33 protein-coding genes and 2 pseudogenes are annotated in these 25,590 nt (G+C 73.7%); 19 read left to right on the forward strand and 16 right to left on the reverse strand.

Annotation, left to right across the window (positions count from 1 at the left end; translation table 11 throughout):
• Positions 1 to 3 precede the first annotated feature (3 nt).
• Positions 4 to 1,239 (reverse strand): MFS transporter, encoded by a 1,236-nt coding sequence (locus OG799_RS09720; RefSeq protein ID WP_406044698.1) that lies wholly within the window; start codon positions 1,237 to 1,239, stop codon positions 4 to 6.
• Positions 1,240 to 1,307: 68 nt separating this feature from the next.
• Between OG799_RS09720 and OG799_RS09725 the strand changes: the two genes are divergently transcribed.
• The 4 genes and pseudogenes from OG799_RS09725 to OG799_RS09740 form a co-directional block, all read left to right on the forward strand.
• Positions 1,308 to 1,799: a MarR family winged helix-turn-helix transcriptional regulator gene (locus tag OG799_RS09725; protein WP_406044699.1), complete on the forward strand. Its 492-nt coding sequence runs from the start codon at positions 1,308 to 1,310 to the stop codon at positions 1,797 to 1,799.
• A 58-nt stretch (positions 1,800 to 1,857) separates the two neighbouring features.
• Positions 1,858 to 2,379: a DUF2087 domain-containing protein gene (locus OG799_RS09730; RefSeq protein WP_406044700.1), complete on the forward strand. Its 522-nt coding sequence runs from the start codon at positions 1,858 to 1,860 to the stop codon at positions 2,377 to 2,379.
• Positions 2,380 to 2,484: 105 nt separating this feature from the next.
• Positions 2,485 to 2,778: pseudogene (locus OG799_RS09735) on the forward strand (GNAT family N-acetyltransferase); the annotation flags it as partial.
• Between the two features lie 128 nt (positions 2,779 to 2,906).
• Positions 2,907 to 3,143 (forward strand): annotated as a pseudogene (locus OG799_RS09740) (Hsp20/alpha crystallin family protein); the annotation flags it as partial.
• Here OG799_RS09740 and OG799_RS09745 read toward each other — a convergent pair.
• Positions 3,133 to 4,209: a helix-turn-helix transcriptional regulator gene (locus OG799_RS09745; protein WP_406044701.1), complete on the reverse strand. Its 1,077-nt coding sequence runs from the start codon at positions 4,207 to 4,209 to the stop codon at positions 3,133 to 3,135. The pseudogene OG799_RS09740 and the gene OG799_RS09745 sit on opposite strands and share 11 nt — an antisense overlap.
• Before the next feature lie 183 nt (positions 4,210 to 4,392).
• Here OG799_RS09745 and OG799_RS09750 point away from each other — a divergent pair, with 183 nt between their 5' ends.
• From OG799_RS09750 to OG799_RS09770, 5 genes are all read left to right on the forward strand, one after another.
• Positions 4,393 to 5,385, forward strand: coding sequence for a tyrosine-type recombinase/integrase (locus tag OG799_RS09750; protein WP_406044702.1), 993 nt, complete (start codon positions 4,393 to 4,395; stop codon positions 5,383 to 5,385).
• Positions 5,386 to 5,439: 54 nt separating this feature from the next.
• Positions 5,440 to 6,147 carry a TetR/AcrR family transcriptional regulator gene (locus OG799_RS09755; protein ID WP_406044703.1) on the forward strand — a complete coding sequence of 236 codons (708 nt, stop codon included), beginning with the start codon at positions 5,440 to 5,442 and terminating at the stop codon, positions 6,145 to 6,147.
• Positions 6,144 to 6,518, forward strand: coding sequence for a VOC family protein (locus tag OG799_RS09760; RefSeq protein ID WP_406044704.1), 375 nt, complete (start codon positions 6,144 to 6,146; stop codon positions 6,516 to 6,518). The genes OG799_RS09755 and OG799_RS09760 overlap by 4 nt, the downstream gene beginning before the upstream one ends.
• Positions 6,519 to 6,586: 68 nt before the next feature.
• Entirely contained in the window at positions 6,587 to 6,916 is a 330-nt protein-coding gene (locus OG799_RS09765; protein WP_406044705.1) for an LLM class flavin-dependent oxidoreductase, read from the forward strand.
• Positions 6,820 to 7,395, forward strand: a complete 576-nt coding sequence (locus tag OG799_RS09770) for an LLM class flavin-dependent oxidoreductase (protein WP_406046255.1) — start codon at positions 6,820 to 6,822, stop codon at positions 7,393 to 7,395. The genes OG799_RS09765 and OG799_RS09770 overlap by 97 nt, the downstream gene beginning before the upstream one ends.
• Before the next feature lie 4 nt (positions 7,396 to 7,399).
• On the opposite strand, the gene OG799_RS09775 is transcribed toward OG799_RS09770, so the two are convergent.
• On the reverse strand, positions 7,400 to 7,807 hold the full coding sequence (locus OG799_RS09775) for a winged helix-turn-helix transcriptional regulator (protein ID WP_406044706.1): 408 nt from the start codon (positions 7,805 to 7,807) through the stop codon (positions 7,400 to 7,402).
• A 95-nt stretch (positions 7,808 to 7,902) separates the two neighbouring features.
• Here OG799_RS09775 and OG799_RS09780 point away from each other — a divergent pair, with 95 nt between their 5' ends.
• Positions 7,903 to 8,730 carry an SDR family oxidoreductase gene (locus OG799_RS09780; protein ID WP_406044707.1) on the forward strand — a complete coding sequence of 276 codons (828 nt, stop codon included), beginning with the start codon at positions 7,903 to 7,905 and terminating at the stop codon, positions 8,728 to 8,730.
• Positions 8,731 to 8,785: 55 nt separating this feature from the next.
• Here the strand turns inward: OG799_RS09780 and OG799_RS09785 are convergent, their stop codons facing one another.
• Positions 8,786 to 9,742, reverse strand: a complete 957-nt coding sequence (locus OG799_RS09785) for a helix-turn-helix transcriptional regulator (RefSeq protein WP_406044708.1) — start codon at positions 9,740 to 9,742, stop codon at positions 8,786 to 8,788.
• Between the two features lie 87 nt (positions 9,743 to 9,829).
• On the opposite strand from OG799_RS09785, the gene OG799_RS09790 reads away from it, so the two are divergent.
• Together OG799_RS09790 and OG799_RS09795 are read left to right on the forward strand one after the other, a co-directional pair.
• Complete coding sequence (locus OG799_RS09790) at positions 9,830 to 10,234, forward strand: VOC family protein (RefSeq protein ID WP_406044709.1); 405 nt, start codon at positions 9,830 to 9,832, stop codon at positions 10,232 to 10,234.
• A complete protein-coding gene (locus tag OG799_RS09795; RefSeq protein WP_406044710.1) occupies positions 10,231 to 10,506 on the forward strand; it encodes a YdeI/OmpD-associated family protein in 276 nt (91 codons plus the stop codon). Before OG799_RS09790 ends, OG799_RS09795 begins: the two co-directional genes overlap by 4 nt.
• Before the next feature lie 83 nt (positions 10,507 to 10,589).
• On the opposite strand, the gene OG799_RS09800 is transcribed toward OG799_RS09795, so the two are convergent.
• Positions 10,590 to 10,961, reverse strand: a complete 372-nt coding sequence (locus tag OG799_RS09800) for a VOC family protein (RefSeq protein ID WP_406044711.1) — start codon at positions 10,959 to 10,961, stop codon at positions 10,590 to 10,592.
• Between the two features lie 56 nt (positions 10,962 to 11,017).
• Positions 11,018 to 11,140, reverse strand: a complete 123-nt coding sequence (locus OG799_RS09805; protein ID WP_406044712.1) for a hypothetical protein — start codon at positions 11,138 to 11,140, stop codon at positions 11,018 to 11,020.
• A gap of 103 nt (positions 11,141 to 11,243) precedes the next feature.
• Between OG799_RS09805 and OG799_RS09810 the strand changes: the two genes are divergently transcribed.
• The gene (locus tag OG799_RS09810) at positions 11,244 to 11,702 is read left to right on the forward strand and encodes a hypothetical protein (protein ID WP_406044713.1); all 459 of its coding nucleotides are present in this window, start codon (positions 11,244 to 11,246) and stop codon (positions 11,700 to 11,702) included.
• Between the two features lie 2 nt (positions 11,703 to 11,704).
• Here OG799_RS09810 and OG799_RS09815 read toward each other — a convergent pair whose 3' ends face one another.
• Genes OG799_RS09815 through OG799_RS09825 form a run of 3 tightly spaced genes read right to left on the reverse strand, consistent with a single transcriptional unit; the run spans position 11,705 to position 14,652 of the window.
• Complete coding sequence (locus OG799_RS09815) at positions 11,705 to 12,421, reverse strand: thymidine kinase (RefSeq protein WP_406044714.1); 717 nt, start codon at positions 12,419 to 12,421, stop codon at positions 11,705 to 11,707.
• A gap of 55 nt (positions 12,422 to 12,476) precedes the next feature.
• A complete protein-coding gene (locus OG799_RS09820) occupies positions 12,477 to 13,868 on the reverse strand; it encodes an MFS transporter (protein ID WP_406044715.1) in 1,392 nt (463 codons plus the stop codon).
• Between the two features lie 16 nt (positions 13,869 to 13,884).
• Positions 13,885 to 14,652: a glycerophosphodiester phosphodiesterase family protein gene (locus tag OG799_RS09825; protein WP_406044716.1), complete on the reverse strand. Its 768-nt coding sequence runs from the start codon at positions 14,650 to 14,652 to the stop codon at positions 13,885 to 13,887.
• Between the two features lie 115 nt (positions 14,653 to 14,767).
• On the opposite strand from OG799_RS09825, the gene OG799_RS09830 reads away from it, so the two are divergent.
• Both OG799_RS09830 and OG799_RS09835 read left to right on the forward strand, forming a co-directional pair.
• Positions 14,768 to 15,226, forward strand: coding sequence for a helix-turn-helix domain-containing protein (locus tag OG799_RS09830; protein ID WP_406044717.1), 459 nt, complete (start codon positions 14,768 to 14,770; stop codon positions 15,224 to 15,226).
• Complete coding sequence (locus tag OG799_RS09835) at positions 15,219 to 15,599, forward strand: DUF4180 domain-containing protein (RefSeq protein ID WP_406044718.1); 381 nt, start codon at positions 15,219 to 15,221, stop codon at positions 15,597 to 15,599. Before OG799_RS09830 ends, OG799_RS09835 begins: the two co-directional genes overlap by 8 nt.
• On the opposite strand, the gene OG799_RS09840 is transcribed toward OG799_RS09835, so the two are convergent.
• The gene (locus tag OG799_RS09840; protein ID WP_406044719.1) at positions 15,600 to 16,442 is read right to left on the reverse strand and encodes an SDR family NAD(P)-dependent oxidoreductase; all 843 of its coding nucleotides are present in this window, start codon (positions 16,440 to 16,442) and stop codon (positions 15,600 to 15,602) included. It lies immediately after the preceding gene.
• 74 nt (positions 16,443 to 16,516) lie between these two features.
• Positions 16,517 to 17,290: a lysophospholipid acyltransferase family protein gene (locus tag OG799_RS09845; RefSeq protein ID WP_406044720.1), complete on the reverse strand. Its 774-nt coding sequence runs from the start codon at positions 17,288 to 17,290 to the stop codon at positions 16,517 to 16,519.
• Positions 17,291 to 17,467: 177 nt separating this feature from the next.
• Here OG799_RS09845 and OG799_RS09850 point away from each other — a divergent pair, with 177 nt between their 5' ends.
• The 3 genes from OG799_RS09850 (at position 17,468) to eis (ending at position 21,227) form a co-directional block, all read left to right on the forward strand.
• Positions 17,468 to 18,880, forward strand: coding sequence for a cytochrome ubiquinol oxidase subunit I (locus OG799_RS09850; RefSeq protein WP_406044721.1), 1,413 nt, complete (start codon positions 17,468 to 17,470; stop codon positions 18,878 to 18,880).
• A gap of 15 nt (positions 18,881 to 18,895) precedes the next feature.
• Positions 18,896 to 19,894 carry a cytochrome d ubiquinol oxidase subunit II gene (gene cydB / locus OG799_RS09855; protein ID WP_406044722.1) on the forward strand — a complete coding sequence of 333 codons (999 nt, stop codon included), beginning with the start codon at positions 18,896 to 18,898 and terminating at the stop codon, positions 19,892 to 19,894.
• 151 nt (positions 19,895 to 20,045) lie between these two features.
• Positions 20,046 to 21,227 carry an enhanced intracellular survival protein Eis gene (gene eis, locus OG799_RS09860; protein ID WP_406044723.1) on the forward strand — a complete coding sequence of 394 codons (1,182 nt, stop codon included), beginning with the start codon at positions 20,046 to 20,048 and terminating at the stop codon, positions 21,225 to 21,227.
• A gap of 139 nt (positions 21,228 to 21,366) precedes the next feature.
• Here the strand turns inward: eis and OG799_RS09865 are convergent, their stop codons facing one another.
• The 3 genes from OG799_RS09865 to OG799_RS09875 all read right to left on the reverse strand — a co-directional run bounded on the left by OG799_RS09865 (position 21,367) and on the right by OG799_RS09875 (position 23,453).
• Positions 21,367 to 22,053 (reverse strand): hypothetical protein, encoded by a 687-nt coding sequence (locus tag OG799_RS09865; RefSeq protein ID WP_406044724.1) that lies wholly within the window; start codon positions 22,051 to 22,053, stop codon positions 21,367 to 21,369.
• Positions 22,054 to 22,120: 67 nt separating this feature from the next.
• Complete coding sequence (locus OG799_RS09870) at positions 22,121 to 22,579, reverse strand: peroxiredoxin (protein WP_406044725.1); 459 nt, start codon at positions 22,577 to 22,579, stop codon at positions 22,121 to 22,123.
• Positions 22,580 to 22,622: 43 nt separating this feature from the next.
• On the reverse strand, positions 22,623 to 23,453 hold the full coding sequence (locus tag OG799_RS09875; RefSeq protein WP_406044726.1) for a patatin-like phospholipase family protein: 831 nt from the start codon (positions 23,451 to 23,453) through the stop codon (positions 22,623 to 22,625).
• Positions 23,454 to 23,531: 78 nt separating this feature from the next.
• Between OG799_RS09875 and OG799_RS09880 the strand changes: the two genes are divergently transcribed.
• Entirely contained in the window at positions 23,532 to 24,260 is a 729-nt protein-coding gene (locus OG799_RS09880; protein WP_406044727.1) for an SDR family oxidoreductase, read from the forward strand.
• A 52-nt stretch (positions 24,261 to 24,312) separates the two neighbouring features.
• Here the strand turns inward: OG799_RS09880 and OG799_RS09885 are convergent, their stop codons facing one another.
• Together OG799_RS09885 and OG799_RS09890 are read right to left on the reverse strand one after the other, a co-directional pair.
• Entirely contained in the window at positions 24,313 to 24,435 is a 123-nt protein-coding gene (locus OG799_RS09885; RefSeq protein ID WP_278045629.1) for a hypothetical protein, read from the reverse strand.
• Positions 24,432 to 25,580, reverse strand: a complete 1,149-nt coding sequence (locus OG799_RS09890; RefSeq protein ID WP_406044728.1) for an OFA family MFS transporter — start codon at positions 25,578 to 25,580, stop codon at positions 24,432 to 24,434. The genes OG799_RS09885 and OG799_RS09890 overlap by 4 nt, the downstream gene beginning before the upstream one ends.
• Positions 25,581 to 25,590 lie beyond the last annotated feature (10 nt).

Raw genomic sequence — 25,590 nt, forward strand, 5'->3', positions numbered from 1 at the left:
GAGTCAGCGCCCCGCCGGGACCTGCTCCGCCGGGGCCGGCGGGGCGCTGCCCGGCCAGCCCAGCCGGCGTACCGCGGGCACGGCGGCGGTGCCGGCGCAGGCGAGGGCCACCAGCGCCCCGGCGACGGCGAGCGGCGCTGACGGGCCCCACGCCCCGGCCGCGAGCGGGGCGAGGGCGTACCCGATCGGCATGGCGCCCAGCGACATCAGCCAGTCGTACGAGGTGACCCGGGCGAGCACCTGCGGCGGGAAGTGGCCCTGCACCACGGTCTCCCAGACCGGGTTGAGGAAGCCCAGCGCGGCAAGCGCGAGGCAGTAGGCGCCGATGACGGCGGCGGCGGGCGCGGCGACGGCCAGCAGAAGCAGCGGCGCCGCGTACAGGGCGAGGCCGAGGTTGGCCACCAGCACCGGCCGGCGGGGTCGGGCCCGGGCGGCCAGCAGCGAGCCGGCGAGCATGCCGACGGCGCCGCCCTGCTGCAGCAGCACCCAGACGCCCTCCCCGCCGAGGCGCTGTACCGCGACCGCCGGCCCGAGGGTGAGCAGCACCGCAGCGGCGCCGTTCCAGACGCCGTGGGCGAGCAGGCTGCTCCAGAACCAGTCGCGGGTGCGGACCTCCCGCCAGCCGAGCGCCAGGTCGGTCCGGATGGACCGGCGGGGCACGGGGACGTGGCGGACGCGGATGACCGACAGCAGCAGGGCGCTGAGGGCGAACGACGTGGCGTCCAGGACGAACGCCCAGCCGGGGCCGGCGGTCCAGATCAGCAGCCCGGCGAGGGCAGGGCCGAGCAGCCGGCTGGCGTTGGCGGTGACGCCCATCAGCGCGTTGGCGCGTTGCCGGGCCTCGGGTCCGACGGTGCCGGCGACCAGCGGTGAGGCGGTGGGCATGGCGAAGGCGGAGGCCACGCCGCCGAGTGCGGCGGCCACCGCGATGTGGGTGAGCGACGGGGTGCCGCCGAGCAGTTCGGCGCCGACGACCAGTTGGGCGGCGCAGCGGGCCAGGTCTGTCGCGATGGCCACCCGGCGGGCGTTGAAGCGGTCGGCGACCACGCCGCCGAGGGGGAGCAGGAGCAGTCGGGGGACCATCGCGCAGCCGAGGACGAGGGCCAGCGCGGTGGTGGAGCCGGTGGCGCGGAGCACGGCGAGGGCCAGCGCGGTGGGCGCCACCGCGTCGCCGACGGCGGAGACGGTGCGGCCGAGGAAGAGCAGCCGGAAGGAGCGGAGCCGGAGGAGATGGGTCACCTCGGCAATGTAGTTCGACATCGAATATTTCGCCAACGAATATTTCGGTGTCGACGTATGCTGAGGCCGTGACCGACCGCGTGGACCTGCATGTAAAGCGTTGGCTGCCCGTGTTGCCCGGGCTGGACCCGGACGTCGAGGGCACGGTCACCCGGATGTCGTTCCTCACCCGGCGCCTGCGCGCGGTCAAGGAAGCGGCGCTGACGGACCTCGACCTGCAGGAGAAGGAGTTCGGCACCCTGCACGCCCTGGCCGGGCGGGGCGGCCGGGCCGCGCCCTCGGAGCTCGCCGTCGACCTCGGCATGGCCCCCGCCTCGATCACCGCCCGGGTCGACGGGCTGCTGCGGCGGGACTTCGTCCGCCGGATCCCGTCCGCCGTCGACCGGCGCCGGGTCGACGTGGAGCTGACCGATGCCGGTCGGGCCGCCTGGCTGCGCGCGATGGACGTCGTGGGCGGCGAGGAACACCGCCTGCTCGGCGCGCTGACCCCGGACGAGCGGCGGCTGCTGTCCGACCTGCTGCGCCGGGTCGTCCTGGTCGCCGAGGGACCCGCCGGCTGAGCGGCGAGCCGGGAAAACGCCTCGCGGCGACGGCGGTCCCGCTGCCAGGCTGGCGTGCATGAGTACCCGGGCCCTGGCGGGAGCGCTCGCCGACGACCGACGCCGACTGGTGTTCGCCGCGGTCACCCTCGGCGACGGCGATGTTCCCACCGTCGCCGCCCGCACCGGGCTGTCCGCCCGGGACGTCGCCACCGCCGTACGCCGGCTGGTCGACGCCGGGCTGGTGACCGACACCGGGTCGGGACTGCAGGTGGACGGGGAGCGGCTGCGGGAGTTGGCCCGGGCGGGCGGACCGTCGGCGTCGCCGCCGGCGGCGAGCCCGCGGGAGGCGATCCTGCGTACGTTCCTGCGCGACGGGACGCTGACCCGCCTGCCCGCCCAGCGGGGCCGCCGGCGGGTGCTGCTCGAACACGTCACCGAGCGGTCCTTCGAGCCGGGCGCACGGTATCCGGAGCCCGCGGTCGACGATGCGCTGCGGGCCTGGTGCGAGGGCGGCGGGGTGGACCACGTGACGCTGCGCCGCTACCTGGTCGACGACCGGCTGCTGGCCCGCGACCACGGCGTCTACTGGCGGCCGTGACGGAGAATCCGTTGACCGGCCGGTGAGGATCGGGCGGTGACGACCTGGACGACGAGCCGTACCCACCCCGCCGAGCCCGACGCGGTGATCCTGCTGCGGGAATACATGACGGAGCTGGTCCGCCGCTACCATCGGCGCTCCGACCTGCCGGACGAGGTGGACGCGGCCCTGGCCGAGTCCCCGAGCGACGACCTCACGGCGCCGACCGGCCTGCTCCTGCTGGCTCACCTCGACGGGGAACTGGCCGGCTGCGCGGGTCTGCGGTGGCGGCCGCACCGGGCCGAGTTGACCCGGGTGTACGTCCGGCCGGCCTTCCGCGGTCGCGCCGGCGGGGCGGCCCTGCTGACCGCGGTGGAGGGGTGGGCCTGTACCGCCGACGCCGACCGGATCCGGCTGGGCACCCGCGACGACCTGGTCGAGGCCCGCGCCCTGTACGCCCGCCACGGCTACGTCGAGATCCCGGACTGCAACGAGGACCGGTACGCCGAGCACTGGTTCGAGAAGGCGCTGCGGTCAAAGTTGACGACGCCGAGCGGCGTCGCCCAACCGGTGACAACGTCGAACTCGTCGCCGCCGAGCGCCCGATGGGCACCTTCACCCGGCAGCTCCTCCTCGGCGACACCCTCGACACCGACAAGCTGGAGGCGGGCTACGACAACGGGGTGCTGACCCTGCGCATCCCGATCGCGGAGCGCGCCAAGCCGCGCCGGATCAGCATCACCGCGCCGGCGAACGGCACCGGCCGCAAGCAGATCAACGCCTGACGTCGGGCCCGGCGGCGGTGGGGGAGCCCGGTTCGGACGCCCCCGCCGCCGGCTCCGACGAGGTCGTCGGAGCCGGCGCCGCCGACGCGGGCGAAGGGTAGAGCCGGGCCAGCGCGTGGGCGGTCACGGCCAACCGCTCCCGCAGCTCGGTTGGCGCCAGCACCTCGACCTCCGCCCCGAGCTTGAGCAGCTCCACGTGGGCGTGCTTCACCGACTCGATCGGCACGGTGGTCTCCAGCCAGCCGTGCTCGTCGGGCTCACCGGCCGCCGCCCGGGCGGCCCGGCTCATCGCCGGCGGGAAGACGTACGGCATGAACTCCAACGCGGCCACGGTCAGCCGCACGCGGGCCTCGGCGCGGTAGACGCCGCGCTCGTACCGGTCGGTCCATTCCTGCCAGAAGCCGGCCAGGTCGAAGTCGGCCGGCCGGTCGAACCGTTCGTCCAACACCACCAGGTCGAGGACCGCGCCGACCCGGTAGGTGCGTACCTGCTCGTCGCCGGTGCGGGCCACCAGGTACCAGCGGCCGGCCTTGAGCACCACGCCCAGCGGGGCGAGCAGCCGGGTCACCTCCCGCGGGGTCTTCCACCGGCGGTACCGGACCTCGACCAGCCGGTCCTCCCACACCGCCCGGGCCAACGCGGTCAGGTGCGGGGTGGGCTCCGGGTTCCGGAACCAGCCCGGCGCGTCCAGGTGGAACCGCTGCCGGGCCCGGCCACCCCGGTCGGCCAGCTCGTCGGGGAGCGCGGCGAGCAGCTTCAGCTCCGCCGCCGCGAGCACCGGGCCGAGGCCCAGGTCGGCCGCCGGACCGGGCATCCCGGCCAGGAAAAGCGCCTCGGCCTCCGGCGCCGTCAGCCCGGTCAACCGGGTCCGGTACCCCTCCAGCAGCCGGTACCCGCCGGCCGGACCGCGGTCGGCGTACACCGGCACCCCGGCCGCGCCGAGCGATTCGACGTCCCGGTACACGGTGCGGACCGACACCTCCAGGGCGTCGGCGAGTTCCTGGGCGGTCATCCGTCCCCGGGTCTGCAGGAGCAGCAGCAGGGAGACCAGCCGGCTGGCGCGCACCGGCCGACCGTAACGCCGGCCCCGAACGGCGCCGACGCCGGGACGGTGAATCGCCGGCCAGGTCACCGGGCGGCTGGCCGAGTCGGCCCGGCACCGCAGTCGACCACGCGGTGTGACCCTCGTCGGATTCTCGTCGGGCGCGCCTCGTCGCCATTCGCCGCCGGCGCTGAGAGTCTTTCTCACATGCTGCGTCCCGACGTCCTGCACCGTGGGTCGGTGCGGTCCGCCCTGCCCGGCGGGCCGACCGACTTCACCGAGGCATGGCTGCGCAACCGCCGACTGTCGGAGCACACCCGCGACGCGTACCGGCGGGACATCGGCGGCTGGCTGACCTGGTGCGCCGGGCGCGGCCTCGACCCGCTGCGGGCGAACTTCCTCGACGTCAACGCCTACGGCCGGGAGCTGGAGTCCACGCCGGCCGTCCGCAGTGGCCGGCCGCTCACCCCGGCCACCGTCGCGCGCCGGCTGTCCGCCCTGTCCAGCTGGTACGACTTCCTGGTCAAACTGCGTGCCGTCGACGCCAATCCGGTCTCGGGTGCGGACCGGCCGCGGATCGACCGGGACCACTCGGCCACGATCGGCCTCACCCCGGAGGAGGTCGACGCCCTGCTCGCCGCCGCCGAGGCGGACACCGGCCCGACCGCCGCCCGAAACCGGGCCGCCCTCGCGCTCCTGGCCGACCTGGGACTGCGGGTCGGCGAGCTGATCTCCCTCGACCTGACCGATCTGGGCGCCGAGCGGGGACACCGCAGCGTGCGCTTCGTCGGCAAGGGCGGCAAGGTCCGCCGCCGTGCGCTGACCCCCGGCACCGCGTACGCGGTGGACGCCTACCTGGCCGCTCGGGCCGCCGCGCAGGGGGTGACCGTCCCGGAGCTGACCGGCCCGCTGCTGGTCACCGCCACCGGCGCCCGGCTGGACCGGCATTCGGTGTTCCGGCTGGTGCGCCGGCTCGCCCAGGCGGCGGGGATCGCGGCGTGGGCGAGGCTGTCGCCGCACTCGCTGCGGCACGCGTTCGCCACCACCGCCCGGGCGGAGGGGGTGCCGCTGGAGGACGTGCAGGACGCCATGGGTCACGCGGACCCGCGCACCACCCGCCGGTACGACCGGGACCGGCACAACCTCGACCGCGACCCGGCGTACGTCATCTGGGCGGCCCGGGCCCGGCGTCGCGGCTGAGGCACCCGGTAATCCCGTTGACGGAGTGAGTGCTCACTCCGCATTGTGGATGGCATGACCGACACCGCTGACCGCCGGCGCCGCGCGCCGGGAATGACACCCGATCGGCGCCGGGCGATGATCGTGCAGGCGGCCCTGCCGCTGCTGGTCACGCACGGCGCGACGCTCACCACCGCCCAGGTCGCCCGAGCGGCCGGCATCGGCGAGGCGACCGTCTTCCGCGCCTTCGCCGACAAGGAGGCCCTGCTCGACGCCTGCGTGGTCGAGGTGTTGCGCCCCGACACTGTCCTCGACGAGTTGGCCGCGATCCCGCTGACCCAACCCCTGGCCGACCGACTCTCCGACGCGGCGAGCGCCCTGCTCGCCCACTTCGACCGCCTCGGCGTCGTGCTCGGCGCCCTGCGCGCCGCCGGACGACCCGGGCGGGGACGCCGCGGCGAGGAGACGGCCGCCGGCGCCGAACGGGGGGCGGTTCCCGACAGGCCGACCACCCCGGGGCGCCCCGGGCCGGGGGCGGACCGGCCGTCGCCGTCGGCACGCGAGGAGTCGGCCCTGGCGGTCCGGCGGGCCGTCGCCGCCCTGTTCGCCCCCGAGCGGGACCGGCTGCGGCTGCCCGCCGACCGGCTCGCCGGACTGTTCCTCGCCCTGCTGATGCCGGCCCGCGCGCCGCTCGCCGTCCCCGCGCCGACCCGGGCCGAGCTGGTCGACCTGTTCCTGCACGGCGCGTTGATCCCCGACCCGTCGGCCGGGGCGGCCCGATGACGATCACGCTCAACCACACCATCGTGCCCGCGGTCGACCACCGGGCGGCGGCCCAATTCTTCGCCGACGTGATGGGCCTGCCACTCCTGCCGCCGGCCGGCCGCCACGGCCACTTCGCCCCGGTACGCGTCAACGACCAGCTCACCCTCGACTTCGTCAGTGTGCCCGACCCGGAGGGACACCACCTCGCCTTCGACGTGGACCCGGACACCTTCGACGCGATCTGGACCCGGCTGAGCGACGGTGGCGTGCCGTACGGCAACGACCCCCGTACGCCCGACAACGGGCGAGTGGACCATCCACTGTGCGCCCGTGGCCTCTTCTTCCGCGACGGCTCCGGCAACCTCTACGAGGTCATGTCCCCGGCCTGAACGTCGGACCCCCGTCCTACGGTCGGGTGATGCGACACGGACTGGAAGTTTCCTGCGGTGGCCCGTCCATGACCGCGTCCCTCCTGGTCGAGCTGGGGGAGTTGGCCGAGCGGGCCGGCTGGGACGGGGTGTTCTTCGAGGACTACCTGATCTACTACGACGGCACGGACCCGCCCACGTACGACCCGTGGCTGCTGCTCGCCGCGATCGCCGGGCGGACCGGCCACGTCCGGCTCGGCACCACGGTCACCTCGTTGCCGCGCCGCCGTCCGGCGCGAAGCTGGCCCGGGAGGCGCTCACCCTGGACCACCTCTCCGCCGGCCGGGCCACCGTCGCGGTCGGCGTGGGGGACCCGAAGGATCGCGGCGTCGCGGCGTTCGGGGAGCAGACCGACCTGAAGACCCGGGCCGCGATGCTCGACGAGGGCCTCGACCTGCTGGTCGGTCTGCTCGGCGGCGACCGGGTCACGCACCAGGGCGCCCACTACCGGGCCGACGGGGTGACGCTGCGGCCGGCACCCGTGCAGGCGCCCCGGGTGCCGGTCTGGGTGGGCGGCAGCACCCAGGCCAAGGCGGTGCTGCGCCGGGCCGCGCGGGCCGACGGGATCGTGCCCTACAAGCTCACCGACACCGATGAATGGGCCGACCTCACCCCGGACGAGGTGCACGACCTGGTGGCCGCACTGCCGGCGACCCGCGCCGACGGGGAGCCGTTCGACGTGGCGGTCGGTGGCCGGCGCCGCCGCCCGGACGAACGGGCCGAGCGGGCGTACCTGGCGGAGCTGGCGGCGGCCGGGGCGACGTGGTGGCTGGAGTTCATCAAGGCCGGCGACCCGGAGAGCATGCGGGCGGCGGTCGCCCGGGGGCCGTTGCGCTGACTGGTCAGCCGCGGCGAGAGCCGGGCCGCTCCCGGGTGTCGTAGTCCAGTCGGGCGTGGTCGACCTTGTCGAGGTTGGTGGCGGCCCATTCGGCGAGGGTGGCGAACAGCGGCGCGAGGCTGCGTCCCAGGTCGCTGATCTCGTACTCCACCCGGGGCGGGACCTCGGGGTGGTAGGTGCGCACGATCAGGCCGTCGCGTTCCAGTTGCCGCAGCCGCTGGGTGAGCACCTTCGGGGTGATGGTGACCAGGCGGCGTTCCAGCTCGACGAACCGCTGCCGGCCGTACTCGTGCAGCGCCCAGAGGATCGGGGTGGTCCAGCGGCTGAACACGATGTCGACCACCGGGGCGATCGGGCAGGCCTGCTCGGGGTCGACATCCGCCCGGGACGCCGTCATGGTGGTGCTGCTCACAATTACTCCCTCGGGCCATTACTTTCCTCTAGGTACCTACTATACGCAGGACGGTACCGTCCTCTCAGTCCACAAACGAACTGAGAGGATTTGTCATGATCGTGGTGACGGGAGCGACGGGCAACGTGGGACGGCCGCTGGTGCGGGCGCTGGCGGCGGCCGGCGAGCGGGTGACCGCCGTATCGCGGCAGGTGTCAGCGGCGGACCTACCACCGCAGGTCCGCCCGGTGATGGCCGACCTGGCCGACCCGGCGGGCCTGAAGGCGGCGCTCGACGGAGCAGACGCGCTGTTCCTGCTGCTGACGGGTGACCTGCTGGCCGGCGGCGCCGATCCGGGCGCCATCCTCGAATCCGCCCGCGGCGCCGGCGTACGGCGGGTGGTCTTCCTGTCCTCGCAGGGCGTCGCGACCGGGCGGCACCCGGCCCAGCTGGAGGAGGCCGTGACCGGCTCCGGTCTGGACTGGACGGTGCTGCGCCCCGCCGGATTCCACTCCAACGCCCTGCAGTGGGCCGGGATGCTCCGGCAGCAGCGGCTGGTCGCCGCGCCGTTCGGCGACGTCGCGCTGCCGACCGTCGACCCGGCCGACATCGCGGCGGTCGCCACCGTCGCGCTGCGAGAGCCCGGCCACGGCGGCGCCACATACGAACTGACCGGCCCCGCGCCGGTCTCGCCGCGGGAGCAGGCCGCGGCGATCGGGGACGCGCTCGGTGAGCCGGTCCGGTTCGTCGAGCAGACCCCCGGGGAGGCGCGGGCCCAGCTGCTGCGGTTCATGCCCGAACCGGTGGTGGAGGCGACCCTCGGTATCCTCGGCACGCCGTCGGAACACGAGCTGCGGGTGAGCCCCGACATCGAGCGGGTCCTCGGCCGCGCGCCCGGAGGCTTCGCCGACTGGGCGGCGCGGAACGTGGCCGCCTTCCGGTGACCGGACCGCCGGCTCGCCGCGCGGACAATCGCGCGGCGAGCCGGCGGTCAGCCCTTCAGTCGGTGTGCCCGCCGGGGTAGCCGCCGACGAGCTCCGTGCCGATGCGGGCGAGCTCGTCCCGGACGGAGCGGGGTTCGACGACCTCGATCAGCGCGCCCCAGCCGGCCAGGTGTCGGGCGATGTCCAGCGGGGTCGGTGCGGCGAGGCGGACCCGGACCCGCCCGTGGTCGGGTTCGCCGTCGGGGTGGCAGTGCCGCCCGAACTGGTCGCGCAGGATGGGCACGAACCGCTCCGCGATGAGCACGGTCGCCCAGGTACGCGAGCGCCGCTGCTCGATCTCGTCGACGACCTCCTGCCAGGCGGCGGCGAGAGCGAAGTCGTCGGGGCGTGCGGCGGACTGGTCGGTCGACTCGGCCTGGATGATCCGGTCGACGCGGAAGGTACGCCGTCCTCGGCCGGTGCCCGCCAGCAGGTACCAGATGTCGTCCTTGTCGATCAGACCCCACGGGTCGACCAGGCGTTCTGTTCGTTCCCGACGGGAGCCGGCGTAGGTCAACCGGACCTTGCGGCGGCGGATCACGGCGGTCTGGAGCAGGTCGACCGTGGCCGGCCGGGGACGATCGCGCTCGCCCCAGCGGACCGGGTCGATCATCATGGCGTCGGTGGCGGCCTCGGCGTCGGCCCGAAAGGTCCGGGGCAGCGCCCCCAGGAGTTTGCGCAGCGCCGCTCCGGCCTCGGTCGAAACGGCCGCGGCGGGCCCGAGGAGGAGGAAGAGGGCTCGCGCCTCGGCGGCCGTCAGGCCGCTGAGGTCGGTGCGCGCGCCACCGACCAGTGACCAGCCGCCACCGCGACCGGGCTGTGGATAGACCGGGACGCCGGCAGTCGCGAGCGCCGCCAGGTCCCGGCGGGCGGTGGCGACCGACACCTGCAGCTCGGTGGCCAGCTCGGCCGCGGTGACGCGGCCACGGGTCTGCATCAGCAGCAGAACGGCCACGAGACGGTCAGCGCGCATGACCGGAATTCTCCAACAAAGTGCTCAGGAGATGAGCACTTTGGTCGGGAGGATGGCTGGTGTCACCCACTGAGGAGGGAACCACCGATGCTGCGAGGCCTCACCACCGTCAGCTTCTTCGCCGACGACGTCACCGCCGCCGCCCGCTGGTACACCGAGCTGCTCGGCGTCGAGCCGTACTTCACGCGCCCGGTCGAGGGGACGCCCGCCTACGTCGAATTCCGGATCGGCGACCACCAGCACGAGCTCGGCATCATCGACCGCCGTTTCGCCCCTCGCCCTCGCCCCGAGGGGGCCGGCGGCGCGGTGGTCTACTGGCACGTGGACGAGGTCGAGGCCGCCTTCGACCGGCTGCTGTCCCTGGGCGCCACGGCGTACGAAAAGCCGACCGAGCGCGGTCCCGGCTTCGTCACCGCCTCCGTGGTCGACCCCTTCGGCAACATCCTCGGCGTCATGTACAACCAGCACTACCTGCGGGTCGTGGGTCGATGATGCACTTCGCGAACGCCGCGGAATGGGAGTCGTGGCTGGCTGACCAGCACGGAAACGAGGACGGCGTCTGGTTGAAGATCGCCAAGAAGGGGTCGGCCGCCGACTCGGTGACGATCGCAGCGCTCGCGGCCCATCCGCAGGCCGCCGCCCGCTTCGAGGCGCTCGACAAGACCGCTCGTTACCTGGTGATCCTGCCGCTGCTCAAGGCCAGGACCCCGGCGGGGCGGGCGGCCCGCCTGGCCCAGGCGCTCGCCGAGCTGCTGGATAGATAGAGCCCGGCGGCGCCATGGCCGAGCACCACGCGACGGTCCACCGGCGCGCCGGGCGACGCTCCGCCCGGCGCGCCGGTCCGTGCTCAGCCCTGCGGGCGGGGGCAGATGCAGAACGGCTGGCCGATCGGGTCGATCAGCACCACCCAGCGCTCACCGCCGGGCTGGAACTCCGGCCTCGTCGCGCCGGCCGCCACGAACTCCTTCTCGGCGACGGTCAGGTCGTCGACGTACAGGTCGAGGTGGTAGCGCTTGCCGGCGGTCTCGTCGGGCCAGGCGGGCGGTGTGTAGCCGGGCACCAACCCGAACCCGACGGAGACCCCGTCCTTGCTGATCATGGCGTACTCGGGCTGGCTGTGGGTGACGTCCCAGCCGAGGACGCGGGAGTAGAACCCGGCGTGGGCGACCGGGTCGGAGCTGTCGAGGTTGATCATCGCGAGGTCGGCGGTCATTGTCATGCCGGCCAGTCTGCCGGCCGTACCTGACACCTTGTGGCAGGTACGGCGGGCGGGTTTCAGCAGAGCAGTTCCAGGTGCCGGTGCGCGTCGGCGGTGATGTCCTCGTGCCGCAGCCAGCGCCGCGCCCACAGCCGGGCGGCCACCTCGGCCTGCTCGTCGCCCCACGCCGCGTGCTCCACCAGCAGCGCGGCGGTCAGCGCGGACGGTAGACGGTGCCGCCACCACGGCGACAGAGGCGGAGTTCCTGCGCGCCGATGGGCTGGTTCTCTACGGTCGAAGGTGATGGGCAGGGAGCAGGGGTGGAGCAGACCCGCCCGGCGGCGCCGGCCGATGCGCACCGGCCTGCTGCTGGGCGGCCTCGGCGTGGGCTTCTGCCTGATCGGGGTGGCGGGTCTCGCCGTGTGGAACGTGCAGGTGGTGATGCAGGCCAACGGCCCGGTGCGGGACACCGCCGACGGGTTCTTCCGGGAGGTGTCCGCCGGGGACACCGACGCCGCGTACGAGCGGATGTGCTCCGACGCCCGCGGCAAGTGGAGCGCGGTCGGCTTCGGCAGCTGGGTACGGACCCCGCCGCAGGTCAGCGGCTACGAGATCACCGACGTGTCGATCTCCACCCTGCGCGGCCGCCCGCGCGCCACCGTGACCGTACGGGTAACCCGCGACGGCGGGGCCAGCGAGGAGCGCAAACTTCCGGTGATCCAGGAGAACGGGAAGTGGCGGGTCTGCGGGGACCCGTTCTGACCTCAGCTGCGCGGGCCGAGGTCGCCGGAGCGGTAGTGGCGGCGGCAGAGCACCTGATAGCGCACGTCGGCGCTGGCCATGGTGTCGCCGATGACGACCTGCTCGCCCTCGCGGACCACCCGCCCGTCGACCACCCGGGCGTTGAGCAGCCCTTCGCGGCCGCACCAGCAGAGCACCTCGACCTGGATGCGGGCCACCTCGTCGGCCAGCTCGAACAGCCGCTGCGCGGCCGGGAACAGGCAGGAGCGGAAGTCGGTGGCCAGGCCGAAGGCGTACACGTCGACGTCGTAGTTGTCGACCAGCTCGGCCATCTGCTCGACGTGCTCCAGGTTGTAGAAGGAGGCCTCGTCGCAGATCAGGTAGTCCACGCGTACCCCCTCGGCCCAGGCGTCGCGGACCAGGTCGCGCAGGTCGAGGGAGTCGGTGACCTCGATGGCGGAGTGGGCCAGGCCGATGCGGGTGGTGACCTGCGGGCCGAGGGAGCGGTCGATGCGGGTGGTGACCAAACCGCGGCGGCCCTGCCGGGCGTGGTTGTAGTTCATCTGCAGCGCCATCGTGGACTTGCCGCAGTCCATCGGCCCCCAGAAGAACTTCAGCGCGGCGGCGTGCAGCGGACGGCCGTCGAGGCCGCGGGCGGCGGCGCAGCCGGTGCGGGTGTCGTCCGGGCCGGGGAGGAGGGGCCGGGCCAGGCAGATCGGGGCGGCGGCGTCGTCGGTCACGTCGGGGCAGCCTAGTCCATCGATCGGCCCGGATCTGGCCCGTGCGCGGCCGGGGCTACAGCACCCGGGGTGGTGTGTTGCCCGCGGCCACGATGGCGCGCCGGATCGGCACGGCGGCCAGCAGCGCGAACCCGACCACGAAGAAGATCAGCAGTGAGACCAGGCCCACCCGGTAGGAGGCGGTGAGCTGGAACACCAGGCCGAAGGCGAGCGGCCCGAGCCAGCTGGTGCCCTTGTCGCTGATCTCGTAGAAGCCGTAGTACTCGCCCTCCTTGCCGGCGGGGATGAGCTGGCTGAACAGCGACCGGCTCAGCGCCTGGCTGCCGCCCAGGACCAGGCCGATCGCCCCGCCGAGGATCATGAACGGCAGCGGCGCCTCGGCGGGCAACCGGAACGCGGCGATGATCACACCGGTCCAGAGCACCAGGGACAGCAGCACGGTCTTCCACGCGCCGATGCGCCGGGCGAGGGCGCCGAGCGCGAGGGCGCCGCCGAAGGCGAGGAACTGCACCAGCAGGATCGTGACGATCAGGGTGCTCTGCTCCAGCCGCAGCTCCTCGGTGCCGTACTGGCTGGCCAGGGTGATCACGGTCTGGATGCCGTCGTTGTAGACCAGGAAGGCGAGCAGGAAGAACAGCGTCAGCGGGTACGCCTTGATCTCCCGCAGGGTGCGGCCGAGCTGCCGGAACCCGTCGGTGAGCACGTTGCCGCCGCCGCGCAGCGCCTCGGCGGTGGGGTGTTCGCGCAGCCAGCGCAGCGGCAGCAGGGTGAACGCGGCCCACCACACCCCGGCGGAGACGATCGACCAGCGCGCCAGGTCGAGGGTGCGCTGCGGGTTGCCCTCCTCGCTGAGCATCGTCACCGCGACCAGGTTCAGCGCGAGCAGCAGGCCACCGCCGAGGTAGCCGATGGCCCAGCCGCGGCTGGAGATCGTGTCACGCTCGTCCGGGCCGCCCAGTTGCGGCAGGAACGAGTTGTAGACGACCACGGCCGCGCCGAAGGAGATGTTGGCGATCAGGAACAGCGCCCCGCCGAGCAGGTAGCGCTCGCCGGTGACGAACGCGAAGGCGATGGTGGCGCCGGCGCCGGTGAACGCGGCGGCGGCGAGCAGCCGCTTCTTGTGCGTCGACCGGTCGGCGACCGCCCCGATCACAGGCAGCACGAAGACGGTGAGGAAGACCGACAGTGAGATCAGGTACGGGTAGTAGGACCCGGCGGCGATCCGGATGCCCAGCGGGTGCACGTACCCGTCGCAGCTGTCCGCGCCGAGCTGGCAGCCGGCGGCCAGTTCGGTGACGGTGGTGAGGAACGGGCCGAGGAAGACCGTGATGACGGTGGTCTGGAAGGCCGAGTTGGCCCAGTCGTAGAGGTACCAGCCGCGCCGCTCCCGGCGGGTGCTCGCCGGCTGCGGGGTGTCGGCAACGGCGGGGGTGACCGTCTCGGCCATCGGGGTCCTCGTGGGTTCAGGCGGCCCAGTGGCCGCGGCTGCGGTAGACGTCGCGCAGCACGCCGACGTGATCGGTCATGATGCCATCCACGCCGAGATCAAGTAAGTCGTGCATCTCGGCAGGTTCGTCGATCGTCCAGACGTGCACCTGCAACCCGATCCGGTGGCAGTAGGCCAGGAACCGGCGGTCCACCACAGGGATGCGTCCGTAGCGGACCGGGACCTGGGCGGCGACCACGGACGGCGGCAGCCGCAGCGACCTCCCGTGCAGAGAGGCCATCCGCAGCCGGGCCACCCCGCGCATGCCGAGGCTGCTGGCGACCTTCGGCCCGGCCAGGGCGCGGAGCCGGGTCAGCCGGGCGTCGCTGAAGGAGGCCAGCAGCACCCGCTCGCCGGCGCCGGTGCGGGCGACGGTCTCCACGGTGGGTGCCACCCCGCCGTCGGCCTTGACGTCGATGTTGAAGCGGACCTCCGGCCAGGCGCCGAGGACCTCGTCGAGGCGGGGCACCACGGCGGCGCCGCCGACGCGTACCGAGGCCAGGTCGGTCCAGCGCAGGTCGGCGATGCGCCCGGGCTCGCCGGTGACCCGGCGCAGGGTGGTGTCGTGGAAGATCACCGCCACGCCGTCGGCGGTGGCGTGCACGTCGGTCTCGACGTACCGGTAGCCCAGGGCGATGGCGCGGGCGAACGCGGCGGCGGTGTTCTCGTCACCGTCGGCCGCGCCGCCGCGGTGGGCGAACGCCAGCGGCGCGGCGGCGTCGAGGTAGGCGGAGCGGGGTTGCACGCCCGGCAGTATGACCGCCCCCGATGGCGCCCGGGTGGCCGGCCGGCGAGCATCCGGCGTCGAACCCGACCCCAGGCTTCCCTATCGGCCCCTATCTGGTCTATCGTGTGGCCCGATGAGTGATGATGTGTACTCGGTGGAGCAGGTGGCCGACCGGCTCGGCCTGCACCCGCGCACCGTGCGCGGCTACATCCGCGCCGGCCGGCTGAAGGCGGTGCGGATCGGCAAGCAGTACCGGATCGCCCGGGCCGACCTCGACGCGCTGACCGGCCGGCCACCGTCGGCCCGGCCCGCCGCCGCGGTGCCCGCCCTGGAGGTGTCGAGCATCGTGCAGGTCGACGGCGTCGACCGGGCCGCGGCCGACCGGCTGGGCACCCTCGTCCTGGCCGCGGCGAACACCGGCCACGACCCGGCGCACCCGTTGCGCGTCCAGACCGTCCACGACGAGGAACGACACCGCATGAAGATCATCATTTTGGGCGGCGCGGCCGTCACCGCCGACGTGCTGCACCTGCTCGACGCCGTCCTCGCCGAGGGCAACGGCCTGCTCGCGGGGGAGGCCGTCGATGCCTGACGTGGTGCAGCAGCGGATGGGGGTGCCGGTGCTGGTCTGCGACCCGGCCGGGCCGCCGGTGGCCACCGTGCGCGACGCGCTGGACCTGGTCGGCGCGGCGTTCCTCGGTGCGGAGGTGGTGGCCGTGCCGGCGAGCCGGTTGGGCGACGACTTCTTCTCCCTGGGCACCCGCTTCGCCGGCGAGATCATGCAGAAGTTCGTCAACTACCGGCTGCGCCTGGCCGTCGTCGGTGACATCTCCCGGCACCTCGCGGCCAGCGCGGCCCTGCGCGCCCTGGTCCACGAGTCGAACCGCGCCGAGCACGTCTGGTTCGTCCCCGACCTCGACGCGCTCGACGCCCGGCTGGCCGAGGCCCGGCCGCAGCGCCGTTGATCAGGCCAACCAGCCAGCGGTGATCGTGGTGACCGCGCGGCCGTCGAGGTCGGCGAGTTTCGCCCCGACGAACTGCCGGGCGGTGGTCGAGGTCTGCACGCGCGGCGCCGGCTCCGGGTCGGTGAGGGTCGCGACCACCACCACGGCGGCGTGCGCCGGGGACTGGGCGGCCGCGAACGCGCCGGCGCTGCGCTCCAGGTACGCCCGCAGCGCCGGCGCGTACACCCCGGCCTGCGCGAGCGCGGCGTCCCGGTCGACGCCGGCGTTGGCGACGAACTCGCTGGCCACCGCGCCGGGCTCGACCACGGTGACGGTGACGCCGACGGTCGCGGCGACCGGGGCGAGGGACTCCATGAAGCCCTCGACCGCGAACTTCGCCGCGCAGTACGCCTCGTTGAACGGCTGCCCGACCACCCCGCCGACGCTGGTGACGGTGACCAGCCGGCCCCCGCTGGCGCGCAGGTGCGGCAACGCGGCCCGGCTGACGTGCAGGACGCCGAAGAAGTTGACCTCCATGACGGCCCGGACGTCGTCGACGGTCTCCTGTTCCAGGGTGCCGACGTGCCCGGCGCCGGCGTTGTTGACCACCGCGTCGAGCCGCCCGTGCTCGGCGATCACGTCGGCCACGCAGCCGGTCACCGAGGCCGGGTCGGTGACGTCGAGCCGGCGTACCTCGACCAGGTCGGCGACCCCGGCGGCGTCGGCGGCGCGGCGCAGCGCGTCGGCGCGCGACACGTCGCGCATGGTGGCCACGGCCCGCCAGCCGGCGCGGGCCGCGCCCACGGCGGTCTCCAGGCCGATGCCGGTCGACGTGCCGGTGATCAGCGCGGTCGGTGCGCTCATGGCTGCTGCCTCCTCCGCGGGACGGGGTGTCCCGGCCCGCAGAGTCTCATCCTTCGCCTGCGCTCGAAGGCTAATCAGCCCGGCGGGCGCCGCCGGTGCGACCGGGTGGTCTCGCTGGGGCGGCCGGGGTCGACATGCCGGGGGAGGTCCGGCTCGTCGGGGCGCAGCGGCGCCAGGTCCTCGATGATCGCGTCGATGATCCGGTCGGTGGCCCGCCGGGCCGCCCCGGGGGTGCGGACGTGCAGGTCGCGCAGCGCTACCGGGGCGCCGAAGTGCACCCGGATCGTCGGCCGGCGCACCAGCGCCCGGGCCAGGCCCCGCAGCATCCCCTTGGGCGCCCGGTACGGCAGCACCTCGTGGGAGCCCCACTGGGCGACCGGGAGGACCGGTGCGCCGCAGGCGAAGGCGAGCCGGGCGGCCCCGGTCTTGCCGCGCTCGGGCCACATGCCGGGGTCCAGCCCGATCCGCCCCTCCGGGTAGACCAGGATCACCGAGCCGGCGGCCACGGCCGACGCGGCCATCTCGAGGGCCTGGTGGACCGAGGTGGTGCCCCGGTTGACGCGGATGTGCCCGGAGCGGCGCATCAGCGAACCGATGACGGGGGCGCGGAAGAGCCCGCCGGTGGCCATGATCCGTGGGGCTACGCCCCGGGCGCGGCAGGCGGCGGCGAGGACCACCGGGTCGAAGGGGCTGATGTGGTTGGCGGCCAGGATCAGCGGTCCGCGACGCAGCTCGACCGGCACGTCGCCGGTGACCTCGAGGCGGCCGAGCGCGCCGACGATGGCGCGGGCGAGCAGTTGGGCGGCGCGCCAGAACAGCGGCGGTCGCCACACGGTCGGGGTGTTCATCAGTGCTGGATGGTCGCACGCGTCGGGGTGAGCGGGGGACCCGATCCCGGGCCGGGCGGCGGAGGTGATCAAGGTCATTGGTCCCAGGTGGCGTCGGGCCTTCCGGCCCTGCCGATTCCTCTACGACGCCCAGTAGTATTTACTACGTCTCGTAGTACGCACAGCTGGGGGTTTCAGGTGGACGCGTTGGACGTCGCCCGCTGGCAGTTCGGTGTCACCACCGTCTACCACTTTCTCTTCGTGCCGTTGACCATCGGGCTGTCGATCCTGGTGGCCATCCTGCAGACCCTGTGGCACCGAACGGGCAACGAGCGGTACCTCAAGCTCACCAAGTTCTACGGCAAGCTCTTCTTGATCAACTTCGCGATGGGCGTGGTCACCGGCATCGTGCAGGAGTTCCAGTTCGGCATGAACTGGAGCGACTACTCCCGCTTCGTCGGCGACATCTTCGGCGCCCCCCTCGCGATCGAAGCCCTGGTGGCGTTCTTCCTCGAATCCACCTTCATCGGGCTGTGGATCTTCGGCTGGGACCGGCTGCCCAAGCGGGCCCACCTGGCCAGCATCTGGGCCGCGGCGATCGGCACGAACCTGTCCGCGTACTTCATCCTGGCCGCGAACTCGTTCATGCAGAACCCGGTCGGCTACCGGGTCAACCCGACCACCGGCCGCGCCGAGCTCACCGACTTTCCGGCCGTGCTGACCAACAAGGTCGCCCTGATCACCTTCCCGCACACCCTGTCCGGGTCGTTCCTGGTCGCCGGGTCCCTGATCGTCGCCGTCGGCCTGTTCCACGTCATCCGCAACCGCGACAGCGCCGACACCGCCGCCTACCGGTTCGCCACCAAGTTCGGCTCCTGGGTGGTGCTGATCTCCTCGGCGCTGGTGCTGTTCACCGGCGACCTCCAGGGCAAGATCATGACCGAGGTGCAGCCGATGAAGATGGCCGCCGCCGAGGGCCTCTACACCACCGAGAGCCCCGCCTCGTTCTCCGTGCTCACCGTCGGCAGCCTCGACGGCAGCCGCGAGGTCTTCGCTCTCAAGATCCCGTACCTGCTGTCGTTCCTGGGCACCGGCGACCCGCACGGCACCGTGCAGGGCATCAACGACCTGCAGGCCCAGTACGCCAGCCAGTACGGCGCCGGCAGCTACACCCCGATCATCCCGGTCACCTACTGGAGCTTCCGGTTCATGATCGCCTTCGGGATGGCCGCCGCCGCGATCGCCCTGCTGGTGCTCTGGAGCCAGCGCAAGGGCCGCACCCCCACCAGCCGGTGGCTGCTGCGCGCCGGCCTGGTGATGCCCGTGCTGCCGCTGCTGGCCAACTCGTGCGGCTGGATCTTCACCGAGATGGGCCGCCAGCCGTGGATCGTCTTCGGCGAGATGCTCACCCGCAACGGTGTGTCCCGCAGCGTCTCGCTGGCCGAGGTGCTCACCTCGTTCACCGCCTTCACGCTGATCTACGCCACCCTCGCCGTGATCGAGTTCAAGCTGCTGGTCCGCTACGCCAAGGCCGGCGTACCCGACCTCAGTCCGGCGCCCGTCGACGACGCCACCGACGACGCCGAGCGCCCGCTCGCCTTCGCCTACTGATCTTCGGAGCCCATCGTGGAACTGACAACCGTCTGGTTTCTCCTCGTCGCCGTGCTCTTCACCGGCTACTTCATCCTCGAAGGCTTCGACTTCGGCGTCGGCATGCTGCTGCCCGTGCTCGGCCGCGACGACCGGGAACGCCGCGTCCTGATCAACACCATCGGCCCGGTCTGGGACGGCAACGAGGTCTGGCTGATCACCGCCGGCGGCGCCATGTTCGCCGCCTTCCCCGAGTGGTACGCCACCCTCTTCTCGGGCTTCTACCTGCCGCTGCTGCTGATCCTGCTCGCCCTGATCGCCCGCGGCGTGGCCTTCGAGTACCGGCACAAGCGCCCCGAGGCGTCCTGGAAGCGCCGCTGGGACCAGGCCATCTTCGTCGGCTCGCTGCTGCCGGCGATCCTGTGGGGCGTCGCGTTCGCCAACATCCTGCGCGGCGTGCCGCTGTCCGCCGACCACGAGTACGCCGGCGGCCTCGTCGACCTGCTCAACCCGTACGCCCTGCTCGGCGGCCTGACCACCCTGGCGCTGTTCCTCACCCACGGCGCGGTGTTCATCGCCCTGAAGACCACCGGCGAGATCCGCGAGCGGGCCGGCGCCCTCGCGGTCAAGCTCGGCGTGGGCACGGCCGTGGTCGCGGTGGCCTTCCTGACCTGGACGCTGACCATCCGCTCCAGCACGGCCGCCGTCGTGCTCGCCGTCGGCGCGGCCCTCGCCCTGCTCGGTGGCCTCGCCGCCGCCCGGGTACGCCGGGAGGGCTGGGCGTTCACCGGCACGGCGGTGGCCATCGCCCTGGCGGTGGCGACCCTGTTCGCGGCGCTGTTCCCGAACGTGCTGCCGTCGACCCTGGACGCCGCCGGGACGCTCACCGCCACGAACGCCTCCTCGACTCCGTACACCCTGAAGATCATGACCTGGCTGGCGGTGGTGTTCACCCCGATCGTGCTGGCCTACCAGGGTTGGACGTACTGGGTGTTCCGCAAGCGGATCGGGGTAGTGCACATTCCGCAGCACTGATGAGCCTGCGGGCGCGGGACGCGGGGCCGGTGCGAGGGGGTCGCACCGGCCCCGCAGCGCGCCCCGGCCACCGCCGGCCCGGCTCCCGCCCGTCGCTCGACCACCGCGGAACCCCGTGCACCGCCAAGATCTCCGCCGCTACGGTGGGCCGGTGACCGTCACCGTCCGCGAACTCACCCCCGACGAACTGGCCGACGCCTGGCAGCTCGGCCGGCTCGCCTTCGGCTCCGACCCGCAGCCGGCGCCGCACGCCACCGCACCCGTGCCCGGCCTGACCCGCTACGGCGCCTTCGACGAGCGTGGCCTGCTCGTCGGCAAGGCCGCGGACCTGCACCACGACCAGTGGTGGGACGACCGTACGGTGTGCGCCGCCGGCGTCGGCGGGGTCGCCGTCGCCCCCGAGGCGCGCGGCCGGGGCGTCGCCCGAGCCCTGCTCGGCGGGCTGCTCCGGGGCGCCCACGAGCGCGGCGCGGCGGTCAGCGCCCTGTTCCCCACGGTCACCGCCCCCTACCGGGCCGGCGGCTGGGACGTCACCGGCGTGCTGCGCACCGTCGCCCTGCCCACCGCGGCGCTGCCGCGGCACCGGCCGGCACCGCAACTGACTCTGCGTGCTGGCCGACCGGCCGACCTGCCCGCCGTGACCGCCCTCTACGAGCGGGTGGCCCGCCACCGCCGCGGCCTGCTCACCCGCCGGGGCGACCTGTTCGGCCACTCCGCCGACCGTCTCCCGTTCGACGGCCTCACCCTCGTCGAAGACGACGGTGACCTGGTCGGCTACGCCGGCTGGAACCGTGGCCGCGGCTACCGCCACGACGCGGTCCTCACCGTCGAGGACATCGCCGCCAGCACCGACGAGGCGGCCCGCGCGCTGATCGGCGCCCTCGCCAGCTGGCAGAGCGTCACCCCCACCCTGCGGATCTGCCCGCTGCCCGGCGACGCGGTCAGCGCCCACCTGCCCTTGGAAGCCGCCCGGGAACACGAGCGGGACCTGTGGATGCACCGCCCCGTCGACGTGACCCGCGCCGTCGCCGACCGGGGCTGGCCCACCCACCTGCGCGGCAGTGTCGTCTTCGCCCTCCACGACGACCTCGCCGACTGGAACACCGGCACCTGGCGCCTCGACGTCGCCGACGGCGACGCCCGGCTCAACCGGGTCGCCACCGAGCCTGACCTGCGGCTGACCGTGCGCGGTTTCGCGCTGCTCTACTGCGGCGCCACCGACGCCCGCGCCGCCGCCGAGGCGGGCCTGCTGCACCTCGCCGCCGGCGCGGACCCCCGCCCGCTGGACCTGCTCGCCGGCGGGGGAGCAGCGCACCTGCACGACTACTTCTGACCGGCCGTCACCGCCGGCGGTGACGGCGGTGGATCCGGTCGGCCGTCCTGCCGACCGCGGCGCCCGACGACGTCCCCGACGGTCCACCCGCGACTGGCTCCCGTGCGGCGGCTCACCTGGGCCGCCGCACGGGACAGCGTCAGCGGGCGTCGCGCAGCTCCGCCAGCCGCGCCTCGATCTCCGCCAGCTCCGCGCGCAGCTTCTCCGCCTGCTGCTCCGCCTCGGCCCGTTCCGCGGCGAGGATCTGCTCCACCGCCTCCTGCACCCCCGGCACGTCCACCAGCGCCACCATCCGCAGCGCCTCCGCCGGCTTCACCACGTACGGCTTGGCGAGCGCCTTCGCGCCCTGCTGCGCCGCCACCGTCCACTCACCCTCGGCGTACGCCAGCGTCACCGTCAGCCCCGCCGGGCCCTTCGGCTTCGTGGCCTTCACCGGCCGGCGCGCCGGCTTCGCCTCCACCTGCTGTTCCACCTTCGGCTCCTCCCGACGCGGCGCCGGCACCCGCGGCGTGTCCAACACGAACTCCGGCTCCGCCGGCGCCGCCGGCTCCTCGACCACAGGCTCCGGTTTCGGCTCGGGCGCCTTGCGGCCCGCTCCCCGGGGCGCGATCGACACGTCGGCGGCGGAGAACGGCAACTCGTCGCGGCCGAACCGCACCACCACGAAGTCGTCGGACTCCGCCGGATCGGTCAGCTCCACCACCTGGCCGAGCTGACCGGCCATCTGACCCGCCGCGGCGGTGAACACCACCTTCGGCTTCCGCCCCGCGGCCAACGCCTCCCGGACGCCCTGCACCTCGTCTGTGGACAAACCCTGGCCCGCCATCACTGCCCTCTTCCGTACAGACGTTTGATTGCAGCCTTGATACCAGCCGGCTGCGACACCGCGAAGATCAGGCCCCCAGCGCGCGCAGCGCCGCATCGGCGTGCTCGTTCATGCTCAACTCGCTGTGCACCACCGCCAGCACCCGCCGGTCCTGGCCGATCACGAACGTCATCCGCCGCGTGCTCAACGCCCCGAGCGGCAACCGCCGCCGTACCCCGAACGCCTCCGCCACCGCGCCGTCGACGTCCGACAGCAGCGGATAGTCGAACCCGTGCCGCCGGGAGAACTCCGCCTGCTTCTCCACCGGATCCCGGCTGATGCCCACCCGCTGGGCGCCCACCGCCGCGAACTCCGCCGCCAGGTCCCGGAAGTGGCAGCTCTCCGCCGTGCACCCCCGGGTCATCGCCGCCGGGTAGAAGAACAACACCACCGGCCCCGCCGCGACCAACTCCGACAGCCGCCGCACCGTTCCCGTCTCGTCCGGCAGCGCGAAATCGTCCACCAGATCCCCGACACCCACACCCACCGCGCACCTCCGCTGATCGACCCGACGCGCGGAGCCTAGGCGATCAGCCCCACACCGCCACCACCTCATCGGCCATCGCCGCCGCCTGCGCCCGACCGGCGCGCGCCGCGTCGGCCCGCCGCGCCGGATCCAACACGTTGCGCCCGATCGCCCGGCGCGCCGCCGCGTCCGGCGCCACCACCGTCACCCGCGCGTGCTGGCGCAACGCCGCCACCTGCGCCGACAACCGGGGCATCGGCCCGAACGCCGACGACACCGGCGCCAGCACCACCACCGCCTCCGCACCCGCCGCCAGGTCCGCGTTCACCGCCGAGCGCACCCCGCCGTCGACGTACCGGCGGTCCCCGATCGTCACCGGCGGCCACACCCCGGGCACCGCGCAACTGGCCCCCACCGCGTCCACCAACGACACCCCGCCGGCGGCGTCGAACACCACGAACTCGCCCGAGACCGCGTCCACCGCCGTCACCAGCAGCCGCCGCGCCGGCCACTGCGGCGACGGCAACCGCCCCTCGATCACCGCCCGCCGCGACGCCTCCGACGGCGTCCGCGCGGCGAGGGCCATCGCGCCGATCCGGGCCCGCGACCGCAGCTCGTCCCGGGTACGCCCACCCGCCCACAACAGTCGCGCCACCGCGCCCACCCCGAAGCGGGCAGCCACCTCACCGGTGGCCGGGCGCAGCTGCGCCGCGTACAACTCCTCCACCGGCACCCCGGAGCACACCTGCGCCCCCACCACCGACCCGGCCGACGTGCCCACCACCAGGTCCGCCGCGGCCAGCTCCACCCCCCGGGACGCCAACCCGGCCAGCAGCCCCAACTCCCAGGCCACCCCGGTCACGCCGCCACCGCCCAGCACCAACGCCCGCCTCATGTGTGATCGTCCTCTCCACCGCCGGACCGTGCTGATCACGGTAACGTCACCCGCACCACCAGGGCAGGGGAGAGGGCATTGACCTCCGTCATCATCGTCACCGGCGGCAGCCGCGGCATCGGCGCGGCCACCGCCCGCCGTCTCGCCGTGGCCGGCCACGACATCGCCATCGGCTACCGCCGTGACCACGCCGCCGCGAATGCGGTCGTCGCCGACATCGAAGCCACCGGCCGCCGCGGCCTCGCCGTCCCCGGCGACACGACCGACCCCGACCAGGTCCAGCGCCTCTTCGACGCCGCCGCCGGCCTCGGACCCGTCACCGGCCTGGTCAACAACGCCGGCGTGACCAGCCCGATCGGCCCGTTCACCGAGCTGCGCGTCGACGACCTGCGCCAGGTCGTCGACGTCAACCTCATCGGGTACGTCCTCTGCGCCCAGCAGGCCGCCCGCCGGATGACCCACGGCGGCGCCATCGTCAACGTCTCCTCCGCCGCCGCCACGCTCGGCAGCCCCGGCGAGTACGTCCACTACGCCGCCGTCAAGGCCGCCACCGACACCCTCACCCTCGGCCTGGCCAAGGAGCTCGCCCCGCACGGCATCCGGGTCAACGCCGTCGCCCCCGGCATCATCCGCACCGACATCCACGCCCTGTCCGGGGTGCCGGACCGGGCCGACAGCGCCGCCGGGCGCATCCCGCTGGGCCGCGCCGGCGAGCCCGACGAGGTGGCCGGGGCCATCGCCTGGCTCCTCGGCCCGGACGCCTCGTACACCACCGGCGCGGTCCTGCGGGTGGCCGGCGGCCTGTGACGCGCGACGGCCCGGGGGAGGGCACCCCCGGGCCGTCCTCAGCGGCGCCGCGTCAACTCGTGAACAGCTTCGCCGCCGTGATCACCGTTTGGACCACCCCGTAGCCCAGCAGCGCCGACACCACCAGCCAGGAAATCCACAACCGGGCCCGCTGCCCGTGACCGACCTCGTTCATCGCGTGCCGCTCCTCTCCGCCGCCACCGGCTCCGTAACGTCATCCGGGCCGCCGTCCGGAGCCGGCTCGTGGAACCGCTCCGGCACCGGCCGGATCAGCAGGTTCGCCACGAACCCCACCGCGAGCACCCCGACCATCGTGAACAACGCCGGCCGGTACGCCGCCGCGGTCAACGTCCCCGGCTTGCCCTGGGCGTCGAGGAACCCGTTGACGATCAGCGGCCCGGCCACCCCCGCCGCCGACCACGCCGTCAGCAGCCGCCCGTGGATCGCCCCCACCTCGTACGTGCCGAACAGGTCCCGCAGGTACGCCGGCACCGTGGCGAACCCGCCGCCGTAGAACGACAGGATCACGCACGCCAGCAGCACGAACAGCGCTGTCGCGGTCTGCCCGAACAACGCCAGCAGCGCGTACAGCACCATGCCGACGCCGAGGTAGACCAGGTAGATCGGCCTGCGGCCGATCAGGTCCGACGTCGACGACCAGACGAACCGGCCCCCCATGTTGAACAGCGACAGCAGCCCCACGAAGCCGCCGGCCGCCGCCACCGACACCGCCGACGTCCCGTTGTCCCGGAAGAAGTCCTGGATCATCGGGCTGGCCTGCTCCAGAATCCCGATCCCGGCGGTGACGTTGCAGAACAACACCACCCACAGCAGCCAGAACGACCGCGTCTTCACCGCGTTCGCCGCCGACACGTTCGCCGTGGTCACCAGCGGCTTCGCCGCCACCCGCGCCGGATCGAAACCCGCCGGCCGCCAGTCCGCCGCCGGCACCCGCACGTTGAACACCCCGAACATCATGATCAGGAAGTAGCCGACGCCCAGCGTCACGAACAACCACACCAGCGCGCTTCCCGACGCTGTCGAACCCGCGTTGGCCGGGTCGTACGCCGGGTCGTAGAACGACAGCAACTGGCGGGACAGGGGGGAGGCGACCATCGCTCCGCCACCGAAGCCCATGATCGCCAGGCCGGTCGCCAGACCCGGCCGGTCCGGGAACCACTTGATCAACGTGGAGACGGGGGAGATGTAGCCGATCCCCAGACCGATGCCGCCGAGCAGCCCGTACCCCAGGTACAGCAGCCACAGCTGCTTCCTCGCGATGCCAGCGCGCCGACTCCGAACCCGGCCGCCCAGAAGCACGCTGGTGAGG

Source organism: Micromonospora sp. NBC_00898, from assembly GCF_045207895.1.
In the GTDB taxonomy this organism is placed as follows: Bacteria; Actinomycetota; Actinomycetes; order Mycobacteriales; family Micromonosporaceae; genus Micromonospora.